11 protein-coding genes are annotated in these 15,881 nt (G+C 61.5%); 4 read left to right on the plus strand and 7 right to left on the minus strand.

Going from position 1 to position 15,881, the window contains the following annotated elements:
- Positions 1–221: 221 nt before the first annotated feature.
- Entirely contained in the window at positions 222–4,133 is a 3,912-nt protein-coding gene (hrpA, locus tag TK06_RS13540) for an ATP-dependent RNA helicase HrpA (protein WP_063322481.1), read from the minus strand.
- 1,079 nt (positions 4,134–5,212) lie between these two features.
- Entirely contained in the window at positions 5,213–6,934 is a 1,722-nt protein-coding gene (aceK, locus tag TK06_RS13545; RefSeq protein ID WP_063322482.1) for a bifunctional isocitrate dehydrogenase kinase/phosphatase, read from the minus strand.
- A 130-nt stretch (positions 6,935–7,064) separates the two neighbouring features.
- On the opposite strand from aceK, the gene TK06_RS13550 reads away from it, so the two are divergent.
- Positions 7,065–7,973 (plus strand): DMT family transporter, encoded by a 909-nt coding sequence (locus TK06_RS13550; protein ID WP_063322483.1) that lies wholly within the window; start codon positions 7,065–7,067, stop codon positions 7,971–7,973.
- A 119-nt stretch (positions 7,974–8,092) separates the two neighbouring features.
- Here the strand turns inward: TK06_RS13550 and TK06_RS13555 are convergent, their stop codons facing one another.
- The 3 genes from TK06_RS13555 to cysK all read right to left on the minus strand — a co-directional run bounded on the left by TK06_RS13555 (position 8,093) and on the right by cysK (position 11,639).
- Positions 8,093–8,956, minus strand: coding sequence for a DMT family transporter (locus TK06_RS13555; protein WP_063322484.1), 864 nt, complete (start codon positions 8,954–8,956; stop codon positions 8,093–8,095).
- A gap of 338 nt (positions 8,957–9,294) precedes the next feature.
- The gene (locus TK06_RS13560) at positions 9,295–10,233 is read right to left on the minus strand and encodes an aspartyl/asparaginyl beta-hydroxylase domain-containing protein (RefSeq protein ID WP_063322485.1); all 939 of its coding nucleotides are present in this window, start codon (positions 10,231–10,233) and stop codon (positions 9,295–9,297) included.
- Between the two features lie 431 nt (positions 10,234–10,664).
- Entirely contained in the window at positions 10,665–11,639 is a 975-nt protein-coding gene (gene cysK / locus TK06_RS13565; RefSeq protein WP_063322486.1) for a cysteine synthase A, read from the minus strand.
- Between the two features lie 147 nt (positions 11,640–11,786).
- On the opposite strand from cysK, the gene TK06_RS13570 reads away from it, so the two are divergent.
- Positions 11,787–12,854 carry a DUF748 domain-containing protein gene (locus tag TK06_RS13570; RefSeq protein ID WP_063322487.1) on the plus strand — a complete coding sequence of 356 codons (1,068 nt, stop codon included), beginning with the start codon at positions 11,787–11,789 and terminating at the stop codon, positions 12,852–12,854.
- 5 nt (positions 12,855–12,859) lie between these two features.
- Here TK06_RS13570 and TK06_RS13575 read toward each other — a convergent pair whose 3' ends face one another.
- Both TK06_RS13575 and TK06_RS13580 read right to left on the minus strand, forming a co-directional pair.
- Positions 12,860–13,360, minus strand: a complete 501-nt coding sequence (locus tag TK06_RS13575) for a DUF2442 domain-containing protein (RefSeq protein WP_063322488.1) — start codon at positions 13,358–13,360, stop codon at positions 12,860–12,862.
- Positions 13,348–13,578, minus strand: a complete 231-nt coding sequence (locus tag TK06_RS13580) for a DUF4160 domain-containing protein (RefSeq protein ID WP_063322489.1) — start codon at positions 13,576–13,578, stop codon at positions 13,348–13,350. The genes TK06_RS13575 and TK06_RS13580 overlap by 13 nt, the downstream gene beginning before the upstream one ends.
- Before the next feature lie 199 nt (positions 13,579–13,777).
- Between TK06_RS13580 and TK06_RS13585 the strand changes: the two genes are divergently transcribed.
- Positions 13,778–14,623 (plus strand): AAA family ATPase, encoded by an 846-nt coding sequence (locus tag TK06_RS13585; RefSeq protein WP_003184225.1) that lies wholly within the window; start codon positions 13,778–13,780, stop codon positions 14,621–14,623.
- Positions 14,624–14,657: 34 nt separating this feature from the next.
- The gene (locus TK06_RS13590) at positions 14,658–15,836 is read left to right on the plus strand and encodes a vWA domain-containing protein (protein WP_003198888.1); all 1,179 of its coding nucleotides are present in this window, start codon (positions 14,658–14,660) and stop codon (positions 15,834–15,836) included.
- Positions 15,837–15,881 lie beyond the last annotated feature (45 nt).

The raw sequence follows: 15,881 nt of genomic DNA on the forward strand, positions 1-15,881 counted from the left end.
AAAGCATTGGCACCGACGTACCAATACACAAAGGGACTTTTCCCATCCGGGGAAGCAGCCCTGGCATCGCTTTATTCCGATCCGCCCGTGGCATTGAAGCTCAAAACCACGGGACCGGCATTTATAGCCGCGAAGTTTGCCATAAACGCTGGCGTTTGGCCCATTCTCCCTCACTTACTACATAAAACCTGTGGGTTACGGGCCTGCCCGTGATTCTGCGATCAGCCCTCCACCAGGCTCCACTGCTTGCCCAGGCGCTTGTCGGAAATCGGCACCTTGGTCCCCAGTTGCTGGGCGAACAGCGACACCCGGTATTCCTCCAGCCACCAGCGGTACAGTTCCAGTTGCGGATCGCGCTTGCCTTCCTGGGCGTGTTTGCTGGCGCGGGCCTGGTATTGGGCCCAGAGGTTCGACAGTTCGCCGCTCCAGACCCGGTCCTTCTGCACCTGGCTACCGAGCTTCTCGAAGCGTTGCTCGATGGCCTTGAGGTAGCGCGGCAGTTCCTTGAGCCACTGATGTGGGGTTTCGCGCACGAACCCCGGATACACCAGGTGGCTGAGTTGCTGCTTGATATCGTTCAGCGCCACGGCCTGGGCCAGGTCGATCTTGCCCTTGAAGCGTTTTTGCAGGCCATGCCAGAGCTTGAGGATGTCCAGGGTCAGTTTCGCCAGACGTTCGGCGTGCTCGGTCCAGCCGCCGCGCTTGCGCTCGGCCAGGGAGGCCAGTGCGGCACCGTCGCGAGGCAGGCTCGCTTCGCCTTCGAGCACACAACTGTCGAGGCTGGCCAGCAGGATGTCTTCCACCAGGCTGTCGATCCGCCCGAGTTCGCGGTACAGCAGGCCCAGCTCCGTCAGCCCGGGCAGCTTGCCACGCAGGAACTTGGCCGATTCGGCCAATTGCTGCATGAGCAAGCGTTGCAAGGCGCGGCGATGCTGGAATTCGGCTTCGGCCGGGGTCGGGAAACGTCCTTCCTTGACCACGCCGCCCTCTTCCACCAGCGCCGGATAGACCGTCATCGACAGCCCGGCGATCTTCTGCTGGGTTTTCTCGGCCACCGGCGCAAAGATTTTCGCCTCCACCGGCGCCTGGCTTTTCGCCGTTTGCGGTACGGCCAAGGCGGCCTGGCTGGCCTCGGCAAAGCGCGCCGTCAGCTCGGCCAAGTCCCGGCCCTCACCGAGGAACTTGCCCTGGCCGTCGACGATTTCCAGGTTCATGCGCAGATGGCTTTCCACCTGCTGCGCGGCTTCCGCCCAGGCTTCGTCGCTGACCCGCGCGCCGGTCATGCGCAACAACTCACGGCCCAGGGCTTGCGGCAACGAACCTTCGGCGAAGGTGATGCGTTGCAGCGCCGCCTTGACGAAGTCGGGCACCGGCACGAAGTTCTTGCGCAAGGCCTTGGGCAGGTTGCGCACCAGGGCGATGCACTTGGCTTCGATCACCCCGGGCACCAGCCACTCCAGGCGCTCCGGCGGTAGCATCGGCAGCAGCGGCGCCGGCACTCGCAACGTCACGCCGTCGCGTGGGTGGTTGGGCTCGAAGTGATAGCTCAGCGGCAAGGTCAGGTCGCCGACGCGCAAGGTGTCGGGGTAATGCGCGGCGGTGACTTCGCTGGCTTCGCGGGCCAACACGTCTTCTTCGCGCATGATCAACAGTTGCGGGTCTTTCTGGCTGTTGATCCGGTACCAGCTGTCGAACGTCGCGGTCTGGTGGATCTCGGCTGGCAAGCGCGCGTCGTAGAAGGCATACAGGGTTTCCTCGTCCGCCAGGATGTCGCGGCGACGAGCCTTGGCTTCCAGTTCGTCGAGTTGCTCCAGCAACCGGGTATTGGCACTCAGGCACTTGGCCTTGGACTGGATCTCGCCGCGCACCAGCGCCTCGCGGATGAACAGCTCCCGTGACACCACCGGATCCACCGGCCCGTAATGCACAGGCCGGCGACCAACGACAATGAGCCCGAACAGGGTGATTTGCTCATAGGCCACCACCTGTCCGCGCTTCTTCTCCCAATGGGGTTCGAAGTGGTTTTTCTTGATCAGGTGCCCGGCCAGCGGCTCGATCCAGTCCGGTTCGATCTTGGCAACCATGCGCGCATACAGCTTGGTGGTTTCCACCAGTTCGGCGGTCATCAGCCATTGCGGACGCTTCTTGCCCAGGCCCGAAGACGGATGGACCCAGAACCGCCGCTGGCGGGCGCCGAGGTAGTCGCCCTCTTCGGTTTTCTGGCCGATCTGGCTCAACAGGCCCGAAAGCACCGCTTTGTGCAGTTTCGGGTAATCGGCCGGTTCTTTATTGAGGCTCAACTGCATGTCGCGGCAGATCAGGCTCAACTGACGATGGGAATCGCGCCACTCGCGCAGGCGCAGGTAGTTGAGGAAGTTCTTGCGGCACCAATTGCGCAGCGGGCTGGCGGTCAGGGCCTGGCGCTGCTCTTCGAAACCGCGCCACAGGTTGACCAGCCCGGCGAAGTCCGAATCCGCGTCCTTCCACTGGGCGTGGGCCTGGTCCGCCGCCTGTTGGCGCTCCGGCGGACGCTCGCGCGGATCCTGGATCGACATGGCACTGGCGACGATCAACACCTCCTGCAAACTGCCCAGCTTCGCCGCTTCCAACAGCATGCGGCCCATGCGCGGATCCACCGGCAGGCGCGCCAACTGGCGACCGAGCGGGGTCAATTGGCTGTTGCGGTCCACCGCCGACAATTCCTGCAGCAGGTTGAAACCGTCACTGATGGCCTTGCCATCCGGCGGCTCGATGAACGGGAAATCAGTGATCTCGCCGAGACGCAGGTGCAGCATCTGCAGGATCACCGCCGCCAGGTTGGTGCGCAGGATTTCCGGGTCAGTGAACTCCGGCCGCCCAAGAAAATCTTCTTCGCTGTACAACCGCACGCAAATCCCCGGCTCGACCCGTCCGCAACGCCCCTTGCGCTGGTTGGCGCTGGCCTGGGAAATGGCTTCGATGGGCAGGCGCTGGACCTTGGCGCGATAGCTGTAGCGGCTGATGCGCGCGGTGCCGCTGTCGATCACGTAGCGGATGCCCGGCACGGTCAGCGAGGTTTCGGCGACGTTGGTCGCCAGCACCACGCGACGGCCCGGGTGGGACTGGAAGATCCGCTGCTGTTCGGCCGGCGACAGTCGCGCATACAGCGGCAGGATCTCGGTGTGCTTGAGCTGGGCCTTACGCAGCATCTCCGCCGCGTCGCGAATCTCCCGCTCGCCCGGCAGGAACACCAGCACGTCCCCAGGGCTGCGGCGCTCGCTGCGCTCGTAGGCGGCGATTTCATCGAGGGTGGCGAGGATCGCCTGGTCGACAGTCAAGTCATCCTCGACCCGGTTGCCTTCCTCGTCCTGCTCCAGGGTCAGCGGGCGATACCAGGTTTCCACCGGGAAGGTGCGGCCCGAGACTTCCACGATCGGCGCATCATCGAAATGCTTGGAGAAGCGCTCCAGGTCGATGGTCGCCGAGGTGATGATGACTTTCAGGTCCGGACGGCGTGGCAGCAGGGTCTTGAGGTAGCCCAGCAGGAAGTCGATGTTCAGGCTGCGTTCGTGGGCTTCGTCGACGATGATCGTGTCGTAGCGCTCGAGGTAGCGGTCGTTCTGGGTCTCGGCCAGCAGGATGCCGTCGGTCATCAGCTTGATCAGGGTGTTGGCGTCGCTCTGGTCCTCGAACCGAACCTGATAACCCACCAGCGCGCCCAACGGCGTGGCCAGTTCCTCGGCCACCCGACTCGCCACACTGCGCGCGGCGATCCGGCGCGGCTGGGTGTGGCCGATCAAGCCATGCTGACCGCGACCGATTTCCAGGCAGATCTTGGGCAACTGCGTGGTTTTACCCGAACCGGTTTCACCGGCGATGATCAGCACCTGATGCTTGAGCAGCGCGTCCTTGATTTCGTCGCGCTTGGCGGCGATCGGCAGATTGTCGTCGTAGCGGATCACCGGCAGGCTCGCCTTGCGCGCCAACACCTGGTCGCACGACGCCTGCATGCGCGCCACCCACTGGGCCAACTTGGCCTCGTCGGGTTTCTTGCGCAGCTCGAGCAACTGGCGCCGCAACCGGTGACGGTCGGCGAGCATGGCGTGGTCGAGGTTTTTCAGCAGCTTGTCGATAGCGGGGGCTTGGTCAGTCATCAGGTACGCAAGGGTCTTCGGTTTGTGCAGGGGGGCGATTGTCGCAGATTTGCGGCCATTGCGCCGAACGCGCAAAGCAGCCCACCGCCACACCCTTGTGGGAGCGAGCTTGCTCACGATGGTGGTGGTTCAGCCTGCATTAGATGTTGACTGAGATACCGCTATCGCGAGCAAGCTCGCACACAGGAGCTTTTCGTCAAAGCTGCTTGTGTGGCGAGGGAGCTTGCTCCCGCTGGGCTGCGCAGCAGCCCCCTCTCAAGCTCACTCAATCAACCTGATCCACCGCGTCGCGGTTCTAGGGCCGCTGCGCGCCCCAGCGGGAGCAAGCTCCCTCGCCACGGGAATTGGGCTCGGCGCGGGTTAAGGGAATGCCTCGAATCAGTGTCAGTCTCAAGAGCAAATCGGTTGGTCAACCGGGATGCTTTTGAGCTTTTGAGCTTTTGAGCTTTTGAGCTTTTGAGCTTTTGAGCTTTTGAGCTTTTGAGCTTTTGTGGCGAGGGAGCTTGCTCCCGCTGGGCTGCGCAGCAGCCCCCTCTCAAGCTCACTCAATCAACCTGACCCACCGCGTCGCCGGGTTCTAGGGCCGCTGCGCGACCCAGCGGGAGCAAGCTCCCTCGCCACGGGAATTGGGCTCGACGCGGGTTAAGGGAATGCCTCGAATCAGTGTCAGTCTCAAGAGCAAATCGGTTGGTCGACCGGGATGCTTTTGTGGCGAGGGAGCTTGCTCCCGCTGGGCTGCGCAGCAGCCCCCTCTCAAGCTCACTCAATCAACCTGATCCACCGCGTCGCGGTTCTAGGGCCGCTGCGCGCCCCAGCGGGAGCAAGCTCCCTCGCCACGGGAATTGGGCTCGGCGCGGGTTAAGGGAATGCCTCGAATCAGTGTCAGTCTCAAGAGCAAATCGGTTGGTCGACCGGGATGCTTTTGTGGCGAGGGAGCTTGCTCCCGCTGGGCTGCGCAGCAGCCCCCTCTCAAGCTCACTCAATCGACCTGTTCCACCGCGTTGCCGGGTTCTAGGGCCGCTGCGCGCCCCAGCGGGAGCAAGCTCCCTCGCCACAGGGGGCTTCGTTTACCTGCTGGGTTATTCGTTGTCCGGGTCCTTACGCCGATACGGGAACACGTCGATCACCTTCCCCGCCCGGATTGCCTCTTGCAGGCCTTTCCAATAGTCGGCGTTGTACAACTCGCCGTGCAACTGGTCGAACAGCTTGCGCTGCCCGGCGTCAGCGAACAGGAAGGGTGGGAACTCCTCGGGAAACACGTCCAGCGGCCCGATGGAATACCAGGGCTCGGAGGCCATTTCGTCTTCCGGTGTACGGGGCTGGGGGATGTGGCGGAAGTTGGCTTCGGTCAGGAAGCAGATTTCATCGTAGTCGTAGAACACCACGCGGCCGTGGCGGGTCACGCCGAAGTTCTTGAGCAGCATGTCGCCGGGAAAGATATTGGCCGCCGCCAGTTGCTTGATGGCCAGGCCATAGTCTTCCAGCGCCTCGCGCACCTGGTCCTGGTTGGCGTTTTCCAAATACAGGTTCAGCGGTGTCATGCGGCGCTCGGTCCAGCAGTGACGAATCAGCACCGTGTCGCCTTCCACCGACACCGTGGACGGCGCCACTTCCAACAGTTCCTCCAGGCACGCCGGCTCGAACTTGCCCAGGGGAAAACGGAAATCGGCGAACTCTTGGGTATCGGCCATGCGCCCGACCCGGTCGACGCTCTTCACCAAGCGGTACTTCTCGATCACCGTGGCCCGGTCAACGTTTTTCGACGGCGAGAAACGGTCCTTGATGATCTTGAATACCGTGTTGAAGCCCGGCAGGGTGAACACGCTCATGACCATGCCACGCACCCCCGGGGCCATGATGAACTGGTCGTCGGTGTTCGCCAGATGATTGATCAACGCTCGGTAGAACTCGGACTTGCCGTGCTTGTAGAAACCGATGGAGGTGTACAGCTCGGCGATGTGCTTGCCCGGCAGGATGCGCTTGAGAAAGCCGATGAATTCCGCCGGCACCGGCACGTCCACCATGAAGTACGAGCGGGTGAACGAGAAGATGATCGACACCTGCGCCTCGTCGGTAATCAACGCATCGATCTGGATACCCCGGCCCTCGCGGTGCAGCAGCGGGATCACCAGCGGCCATTGGTCATCGCGGGTGAAGATCCGGCCCACCAGGTAGGCGCCCTTGTTGCGGTAAAGCACCGAGGAAAACAACTCCACCGTCAGTTCCGGGTCCTTGCAGACCCAGTCCGGCAGGTTCTCGCGCAACTGCGCTTCGAGGCGCTGCAGGTCGCCCGGCAGATCGGCGTAGTCCTCGCTGAAACGGTAATCGGCGAACACGCTCGCCAGCATCCGGTCCAACTGTCCCTGGGGTTTGTAGGTGCGGGTCTGGGCGGCACGGGCGCGGCGCAGGCTGGGCCGGGTGGTGTGGATGAACATGGTGCCATCGCTGATCAGGTCGTGGCTGAACAGCCCGCAAAAGATCGAGTTGTACCAGGTTTCCGACAGCTCATCGTCGAAGCGCAGGTCGATCAGGCTGATATAGGCGCTCTTGACCAGCGGCCAGCAGCTCACGTCCATCAGGGTTTCGTCATCGAAGGCCTTGTGCAGCTTGGCAACGGTTTCGAAGACTTTTTCTTCATACAAGTTGATGCGCGCCGCCGAAGCCGCTTGCGCCTCCAGCCACAGCGCCTGCTCGAACCGGGCGCGGGCGCCGTCGGTGATCTGCCGGAAATGCTCACGATAATCGTCGAAGCCGTCGAGGATCGAACGGGCGATTTCGATGGCGGGCCATGGCTGCGGCATAGGGTAAACCTCGGCGGGTCATGCTTGTTATTGGCGACTGAGCTTAGAGGCCAATCACGCGCCAACGCAACCATTGCCATCGCTATTCAGGGCGGCGACACTTGCCGCCCAATCAAGGAAGGAATGACTCGTGAACCTCGTCGATATCCTGCGCTTACTGTCACTGGCCGCTATCTGGGGCGCCAGTTTCCTGTTCATGCGCATTATCGCCCCCGTCATTGGCACAATTCCCACTGCCTTTTTTCGCGTGTCCATCGCCTTCGTCGGGCTGCTGGTGATCCTGGCCCTGATGCGCATCGACTGGAATTTTCGCGGCAAACTCAAAGTCGTGATGGGGCTGGGCCTGATCAACTCGGGCATTCCGGCCACCTTCTATTCGTTGGCCGCCCAGGTGCTGCCGGCCGGTTATTCGGCGATCTTCAACGCCACCACGCCGTTGATGGGGGTGCTGATCGGCGGCTTGTTCTTCAGCGAAAAACTCACCCCGGCCAAGGTCAGCGGTGTCTGCCTGGGGTTGTTCGGCGTCGGCATCCTGACCCGCGCCGGCCCGGTGGCGTTCGACCTGCAATTGCTGATGGGCGCCCTCGCCTGCCTGCTGGCCACGACCTGCTATGGCTTTGCCGGTTTTCTCACCCGTCGCTGGCTCGATCAGCAAGGTGGCCTGGACAGCCGTCTCTCGGCCTTGGGCAGCATGTTCGGCGCCACGGTGTTCTTGCTGCCGCTGTTTGGCTACAGCGTCATCAGCCAACCACCGGCCAGCTGGGGTGGCTGGAGCGTCTGGATGTCACTGCTGGGGCTGGGCCTGGTGTGTACCGCGCTGGCGTACATCCTTTATTTCCGCCTGCTCAGTTCCATCGGCCCGGTCAAATCCATGACCGTGACCTTCCTGATTCCGCCGTTCGGCGTGCTGTGGGGGGCGTTGCTGCTGGATGAGCCGTTGGGGATGGCGCATTTGTATGGCGGGGTGTTGATTGCGGCGGCGTTGTGGTTGGTGCTCAAGCCTGGGGTGGTGAAACCGGCTGAGGTGTCTGCCCGGTAGTTCATCGGCGCGGACAAAAACGCCATCGCGAGCAAGCTCGCTCCCACAGGTCATGCGCAGTCCTTGTGGGAGCGAGCTTGCTCGCGATGGCGGTATAACAGCTGCCGGAGCGCTAGCAGCTAACGGCTTTTACGAAACACAAACACCAACCCCACGATGATCAGCACCATCCCCAACAAGCTCAACAACGCCAGCCGATTGCCAAACACCAGGTAGTCCATGATCGCCGTCACCGCCGGCACCAGGTAGAACAGGCTGGTGACATTCACCAGGTTGCCCCGGGCGATCAGTCGGTACAGCAGCAACGTCGCCAGCACCGACACCACCAGCGCCATCCACAACACCGGCACGATGAAACCCGTGTTGTACTCGAAGTGAAACGGCTGAAACGGCACAAACACCGCGCACAGCACCAGCCCGGCCAGGTACTGCACCGGCAGCGTGCCCAGTGGGTTGTCGGTGATGCGCTTCTGCATGATCGAACCGGCCGTCATGCTCACCAGTGCCAGCAACCCGCAGAGCATCCCGGCCAGGGACATGCCGGCCAGGCCGATGCCTTGGTACACCACCATGACCAACCCGACCAACCCCAGCATCAAGCCGAACAGCCGCGACCAGGAACGCTGCCGTTCCATGAGCACCACGGTCAGGATCGGCTGCACGCCCATCAGGGTGGCCATCACCCCGGGGGTGACGTTCATTTGCAGCGCCAGCAGATAAAAAATCTGATAGGCGCCCAGCAGCACGAGCCCGGTGGTCGCCGCGTACAGCATCGGCTTGCCGGTCTTGGGCAGCTTGAACTTGAGCAACGGAATCAACAGCACCAGCGCCGACAGGGCGATGGCAAAACGGATCAGCAGAAAAGCGAAAGGTGAAGCATGGGCCAGGCCCAGCTTGGAAAAGATCGCCCCACTGCTCCACAGCAAAACGAACAGGCTCGTGGAAGCCGCCGCCAACAAGGCGTTTTTAGAAAGGGAAAACATGAATACCACCTGTAGTCAGGCAAAAAGCCAACTCAGCCGAAGCTGAAGTCCAGTAGTTTTTTCAGGCAGGCACAGGGGACGGCAACCGTTGCCGATCAGCCCTGAACGCCAACACCCGGCGGTGATACGACGGCGTACACCGGTGGGCTACTGACAGGTGGAGGGTATTGACCGATCTGCGCAGGCTGCTGACTCCCACACGGCACGACGCCAGCGTTGAACGCTGGAACCACGACCGCGATGACAGGGGATGCAGGCATGAGCCGATCTCTTGAAGGGTGGGTTCGAAAACCCGAAGAGCGCCGACTATAACCAGCGCTCGATGGACTACGCAATATTTAAACGGACAACCAGTAGCCAAGCGCCGTCAGCACCGCCACCGCCAACACTGGCCGCATCACCCGGTAGGCCTTGGGATGCTTGCGCTTGAACTGCTTGACCCGGCCGCTGATGCCGTCACTGAACGATTTGCTCCAGGCATAGGCCCGGTTGATGCCACCGACGTGTTCTTCCTCCAGGTTCTGCGGCGCGGTGGCGCGCCCGAGGAACGCGCTGATGCTGCGGTTGAGGCGGGTCATCAACCGGCTTTTCAGGGGCCGCTCGACATCGCAGAACAGGATCACGCGGGTCTGCGGGGTTTCGTTCTTGACCCAGTGCACATAGGTTTCATCGAACATGACGTCTTCGCCGTCGCGCCAGGCGTAGATCTGACCGTCGACGAAGATCCGGCAGTCGTCGGAATTGGGGGTGGACAAGCCCAGGTGATAACGCAACGAACCGGCGAAGGGGTCTCGGTGGGGGTTCAGATGGCTGTCACCCGGCAGCAGGGCAAACATCGCGCCCCGGACATTGGGGATCTGGCTGACCAGCGCGACCGTCCTGGGGCACAACAGCTCAGCCGACGGCAGCGGTTTGTCGTACCACTTGAGGTAAAAACGCTTCCAGCCCTTTTTGAAGAACGAGCCGAAACCCGCGTCGTTGTTCTTCTCGGCAGCGCGAATGTAGCCCTCGTCGAACAGGTGCATGGCCTCGTCGCGGATGACTTGCCAATTGTCCTTGAGCACATCCAGTTCGGGGAACTTGCTGCGGTCCAGGTAAGGTCTCGAGGGCACGCCGGAGAACAGGTACATCAAGGTGTTATAAGGGGCGAACAGCGCCGAGTGGTTGACGAACTGGCGCAGTACCGGCAAACGCGCCTTGCCACGCAGGTGCACGTACAGCGTACTGCCCAGGAACAGCAGCAACACCGAGGCCTTGGCGACAAACGAAACGGTCATTTTTACAACTCCTTGTCCAAAAACAACTGACGCAACGCCTACTGCCCGACGTAGCCGAAGGCCATGTTAACCACTCCAGGCCCGGGTAAAAACCATCTGACGCAACATTCTCTGTTGAGTGAAACGCAATAAACACTTTCTAACATGCGCCGCCTGAACCTTGGCTGACGCATCGAACAATCATTCAACCTACGATGGCGAGAGCTTTTGTGGCGAGGGAGCTTGCTCCCGCTGGCGTGCGAAGCGCGCCCCTACCACCTGGCCCCCCACCCGGGAGCCCGGACGCCTGCTGCGCTGGGGCGCGCGAGCAAGCTCCCTCGCCACAAAAGCGCCTGCGACTTGATGAGGGCCACCTATTTTGGGGGCGCTGCGCACCCCAGCGGGAGCAAGCTCCCTCGCCACAAAGCTCCCATCACATCCTGTGCAGGCAGTTACTGCTGAATCTCCTGCTCGGTAAACAAATCACTGAACAACATGCTCGACAAGTACCGCTCGCCCGAATCCGGCAGGATCACGACGATGGTCTTGCCCTGCATCTCCGGTTTTTCCGCCAGGCGCACGGCCACGGCCATCGCCGCGCCACAAGAGATCCCGCAGAGGATGCCCTCCTCCTGCATCAAGCGCAGGGCCATGGCCTTGGACTCGTCGTCAGATACCCGCTCGACCAGGTCAACGATCGACAGGTCAAGGTTCTTCGGCACGAACCCAGCGCCGATCCCCTGGATCTTGTGGGGGCTGGGCTTGATCTCCTGGCCCGCCATCGCCTGGGTAATCACCGGCGAAACCTCGGGCTCGACCGCCACCGACAAAATCGGTTTGCCGCAGGTGTTCTTGATGTACCGCGAAACGCCGGTGATGGTCCCGCCGGTGCCCACACCCGCCACCAGCACGTCCACCGCGCCGTCGGTGTCGTTCCAGATTTCCGGGCCGGTGGTTTTTTCGTGAATCGCCGGGTTCGCCGGGTTATCGAACTGCTGCGGCATGAAGTATTTGGCTGGATCGCTGGCCATGATCTCAGCGGCTTTGTCGATGGCCCCTTTCATGCCCTTCGCCGGCTCTGTGAGCACCAGTTCCGCGCCGAGGGCCTTGAGCACCTTGCGGCGCTCGATACTCATGGAGGCCGGCATGGTCAGCATCAGCTTGTAGCCACGAGCGGCGGCGACGAACGCCAGGCCGATCCCGGTGTTGCCCGAAGTCGGTTCGACGATGGTCATGCCCGGCTTGAGTTTGCCCGAGCTTTCAGCGTCCCAGATCATGTTTGCGCCGATCCGACACTTGACCGAATACCCTGGGTTCCGCCCCTCGATCTTGGCCAGGATGGTCACACCGCGCGGGGCAATGCGGTTGATCTGCACCAGCGGCGTATTACCGATGGAATGGGCGTTGTCAGCGAATATACGGCTCATGGCTGGGTCCTTGATGCAGCGGGAATGTAAGCCTTTAAAGGTATGCCTGTTGCCCACGGGCGTCCAGTTGCACCGAACGTTCCCGCAGTTGCGACAGTCAATGGCATTAGAAGGCGCTCCCCCAACAAACGCTGGAGACTGACTGACATGAAGCGTCGATATCGCTGGCCATTGTGGGTGTTCGCCGCCCTCGTCGCGGTGCTGGTGGCCCTGCATTTCGCCCTGCCTTACCTGGTACGCGACTACCTGAACGACAAACTGGCCAACATGGGCGATTATCGCGGCCAGATCACCGACGTGGACCTGGCCCTGTGGCGCGGTGCCTACCGGATCAACGGCCTGGAAATCGTCAAGGTCGACGGCAAGGTTCCGGTGCCGTTCGTCACCGCACCGCTGGTGGACTTGTCGGTGAGCTGGCACTCGCTGTGGTACGACCATGCGGTGGTCGCCGAGGTGGAATTCACCCGCCCGGAAGTGAACTTCGTCGACGGCGGCGCCAACCGACAGAACTCCCAGACTGGCCGGGGCACCAACTGGCGCGAGCAATTGGGCAAACTGCTGCCGATCACCTTCAACGAAGTGCGCATCCGGGATGGCAAGGTCACCTTCCGCAATTTCAACTCCAAGCCACCGGTCAACCTGCGGGCCACCGACGTCAACGCCAGCTTCTACAACCTGACCAACGTGGTCGACACCGAAGGCAAGCGCGACGCCCGTTTCGAGGGCAAGGCCCTGGTGGCCGAACACGCGCCATTGGAAATGCAGGCCACCTTCGACCCGTTGAGCAACTTCGAGGATTTCGACTTCCGCCTGCGAGCCAGGAACATCGAGCTCAAGCGCCTGAACGATTTCGCCGCTGCTTATGGCAAATTCGATTTCAATGCCGGTCACGGCGACCTGGTGATCGAGGCCGAAGCCGACAACGCCAAGCTCAGCGGCTACATCAAGCCATTGCTGCGCGATGTCGATGTGTTCGACTGGCAGCAGGACGTGGAAAACCAGAACAAGAACATCTTCCGCTCGGTCTGGGAAGCGCTGGTCGGCACAGGCGAAACGGCCCTCAAGAACCAGCGCAAGAACCAGTTCGCCACCCGGGTGGAACTCAGCGGCAATGTCCACCAGCAGGACATCAGCGCCTTCGAGGCCTTCCTGCAGATCCTGCGCAACGGTTTCGTCCAGGCCTTCAACGCCCGTTATGAACAGCCACCGCCTTAGACCGATTAGGGTTTGCGCGTGACGGTGTAGCGGCCGATCGGTTCCGCCGCCGCGATGCCCGCGCCACGCTGCAGCGAGTCCCATCCCAAGCACGCGAGGGCCAACGAACGCGGTACAGCCTCGCGCCCACTGCTATAGCGGCTGATGCTGCGAGCGCTGACCCCCAGTGCTTCAGCCGCCTGGTTCAGCGATAGGCCGGTACGGGCACGCCAATCGATGAAGATACGGGTATTTTCATCCACGGCATTCTGCGCCAGCGCATCCAGATACAAGGTATCGGCACCGATCTGGATATCCAGTTCGGGCCATTCCACGCTCCAACCATCATCCCCCACGCTCGCGTCTCCAAACGCTGCCTCTTTCAGCAAAGGCTGCAAGCCTGGGTAACGTTGTACGTCGGCACTCAAGTCCAGCGTCAATTGCTGCCCGTCGATGAACGTCAGTTCAAGACTGAACGGCAATAAAGCCTGCACGGCCAATAGCCGCGGCCGTTTCATGGGTAACATCGTTTCCAATCCTCCAACAGTTGCGCCTGATGGACCCTGACCCAGTCCAGCGCTTCCTTGATGATCAACGGCGGCGCACGGCCCATCATCACTTCCACGGTTTCCAGGCTCAACATCACATCCACCCCACCACCCGTCAGGTGAACATGGGGCGGTGGATGGTCTCGTTCACGCAGTTGAATGCGGTAAGTATTTTTGAATCGATATTTAGTAGACATGCACCAAACATATCGCCAAATTGGCGATATGCAATACTGGCAAGCCGCCGAGACTGAGTCAACATGTGACGCTCCATTCAGAGACTGAATACAGCGTCTGCGTTCACAGTCGGCGGGGCCTCGCGGTATAGTCGGGCACGCTATTTATTTTCGCGCGCCCCGCCTCGCCAGGCCGGCGACACCGTTCGAGGAATTGCAGATGAAGTTCGAAGGCACCAGCGCCTACGTGGCCACCGATGACCTGAAACTGGCCGTGAACGCCGCCATCACCCTGGAGCGGCCGCTGCTGGTCAAGGGCGAACCGGGCACCGGCAAGACCATGCTCGCCGAGCAACTGGCCGAGTCCTTCGGCGCGCGCTTGATCACCTGGCACATCAAGTCCACCACCAAGGCTCACCAGGGCCTGTACGAGTACGATGCGGTCAGCCGCCTGCGGGACTCGCAATTGGGCGTGGACAAGGTCCATGACGTGCGCAACTACCTGAAGAAGGGCAAGCTCTGGGAAGCGTTCGAGTCCGAGGAGCGGGTGATCCTGCTGATCGACGAAATCGACAAGGCCGATATCGAGTTCCCCAACGACCTGTTGCAGGAACTCGACAAGATGGAGTTCTACGTCTACGAGACCGACGAAACCATCAAGGCCAAGCAACGGCCGATCATCATCATTACCTCCAACAACGAAAAAGAGCTGCCGGATGCGTTCCTGCGCCGCTGTTTCTTCCATTACATCGCCTTCCCCGACCGCGTCACCCTGCAGAAAATCGTCGACGTGCATTACCCGGACATCAAGAAGGACCTGGTCAGTGAAGCACTGGACGTGTTCTTCGACGTGCGCAAGGTGCCGGGCCTGAAGAAAAAGCCTTCCACTTCCGAACTGGTGGACTGGCTCAAGCTGCTGATGGCCGACAACATCGGCGAAGCGGTGCTGCGCGAGCGCGATCCGACCAAGGCCATCCCGCCGCTGGCAGGAGCCTTGGTCAAGAACGAACAGGACGTGCAATTGCTCGAGCGCCTGGCGTTCATGAGCCGCCGCGGCACTCGCTGATCCTCTTCGTCTAACAAGAGCGAGGGCGATTGCCATGCTGCTTAACCTGTTCAATGAAATGCGCGCCGCCAAGGTGCCCGTGTCGGTGCGTGAACTGCTGGACCTGATCAACGCGCTGAAACAGCGGGTGATCTTCGCCGACATGGACGAGTTCTATTACCTATCCCGGGCGATCCTGGTGAAGGACGAACGGCATTTCGACAAGTTCGACCGGGCGTTCGCCGCCTACTTCAACGGCCTGGAGAAACTCGACGATCATCTCCAGGCGCTGATTCCCGAAGACTGGTTGCGCAAGGAGTTCGAGCGCTCGTTGACTGACGAAGAGCGGGCGCAGATCCAGTCCCTGGGCGGCCTGGACAAGCTGATCGAAGAATTCAAGAAGCGCCTGGAAGAACAGAAGGAACGCCATGCCGGCGGCAACAAGTGGATCGGCACCGGCGGCACCAGCCCGTTCGGCTCCGGCGGCTTCAACCCCGAAGGCATCCGGGTCGGCGACGCCGGCAAGCGCCAGGGCAAGGCTGTGAAGGTCTGGGACCAGCGCGAGTACAAGAACCTCGACGACCAGGTGGAACTGGGCACCCGCAACATCAAGATCGCCCTGCGCCGCCTGCGCAAGTTCGCCCGCCAAGGCGCGGCCGAAGAGCTGGACATCGACGGCACCATCGACCACACCGCCCGGGACGCTGGCCTGTTGAACATCCAGATGCGCCCGGAGCGACGCAACACCGTGAAGTTGTTGCTGTTGTTCGACATCGGCGGCTCGATGGATGCCCACGTGAAGATCTGCGAAGAACTGTTCTCGGCCTGCAAGACCGAGTTCAAGCACCTGGAGTATTTCTACTTCCACAACTTCGTGTACGAGTCGGTGTGGAAAAACAACCTGCGCCGTACCTCGGAACGCACCTCGACCCAGGATTTGCTGCACAAGTACGGTGCCGACTACAAAGTGATCTTCATCGGCGACGCCGCCATGGCCCCCTATGAAATCACCCAGGCCGGCGGCAGCGTCGAACACTGGAATGAAGAGGCTGGCTATGTGTGGATGCAGCGTTTCATGGAGAAGTACAAGAAGCTCATCTGGATCAATCCGTACCCCAAGGACACCTGGGGCTATACCGCCTCGACCAACATCGTGCGCGAGTTGGTGGAAGACCGGATGTATCCGCTGACTTTGCGGGGGTTGGAGGAAGGGATGCGGTTTCTTTCCAAGTGATCTTTGGCGCCCTTTAGGGCCTCATCGCGAGCAAGCTCGCTCCCA

It is taken from the genome of Pseudomonas fluorescens, from assembly GCF_001623525.1.
Classification (GTDB): domain Bacteria; phylum Pseudomonadota; class Gammaproteobacteria; order Pseudomonadales; family Pseudomonadaceae; genus Aquipseudomonas; species Aquipseudomonas fluorescens_Q.

What these genes read in the sequence shown, in the direction of transcription:
- cysK (WP_063322486.1), bottom strand. Translation starts at nt 11,639, where the DNA reads ATGAGCCGTATATTCGCTGACAACGCCCATTCCATCGGTAATACGCCG.
- TK06_RS13560 (WP_063322485.1), bottom strand. Translation starts at nt 10,233, where the DNA reads ATGACCGTTTCGTTTGTCGCCAAGGCCTCGGTGTTGCTGCTGTTCCTG.
- hrpA (WP_063322481.1), bottom strand. Translation starts at nt 4,133, where the DNA reads ATGACTGACCAAGCCCCCGCTATCGACAAGCTGCTGAAAAACCTCGAC.
- TK06_RS13585 (WP_003184225.1), top strand. Translation starts at nt 13,778, where the DNA reads ATGAAGTTCGAAGGCACCAGCGCCTACGTGGCCACCGATGACCTGAAA.
- TK06_RS13570 (WP_063322487.1), top strand. Translation starts at nt 11,787, where the DNA reads ATGAAGCGTCGATATCGCTGGCCATTGTGGGTGTTCGCCGCCCTCGTC.
- TK06_RS13555 (WP_063322484.1), bottom strand. Translation starts at nt 8,956, where the DNA reads ATGTTTTCCCTTTCTAAAAACGCCTTGTTGGCGGCGGCTTCCACGAGC.
- TK06_RS13590 (WP_003198888.1), top strand. Translation starts at nt 14,658, where the DNA reads ATGCTGCTTAACCTGTTCAATGAAATGCGCGCCGCCAAGGTGCCCGTG.
- TK06_RS13580 (WP_063322489.1), bottom strand. Translation starts at nt 13,578, where the DNA reads ATGTCTACTAAATATCGATTCAAAAATACTTACCGCATTCAACTGCGT.
- aceK (WP_063322482.1), bottom strand. Translation starts at nt 6,934, where the DNA reads ATGCCGCAGCCATGGCCCGCCATCGAAATCGCCCGTTCGATCCTCGAC.
- TK06_RS13575 (WP_063322488.1), bottom strand. Translation starts at nt 13,360, where the DNA reads ATGTTACCCATGAAACGGCCGCGGCTATTGGCCGTGCAGGCTTTATTG.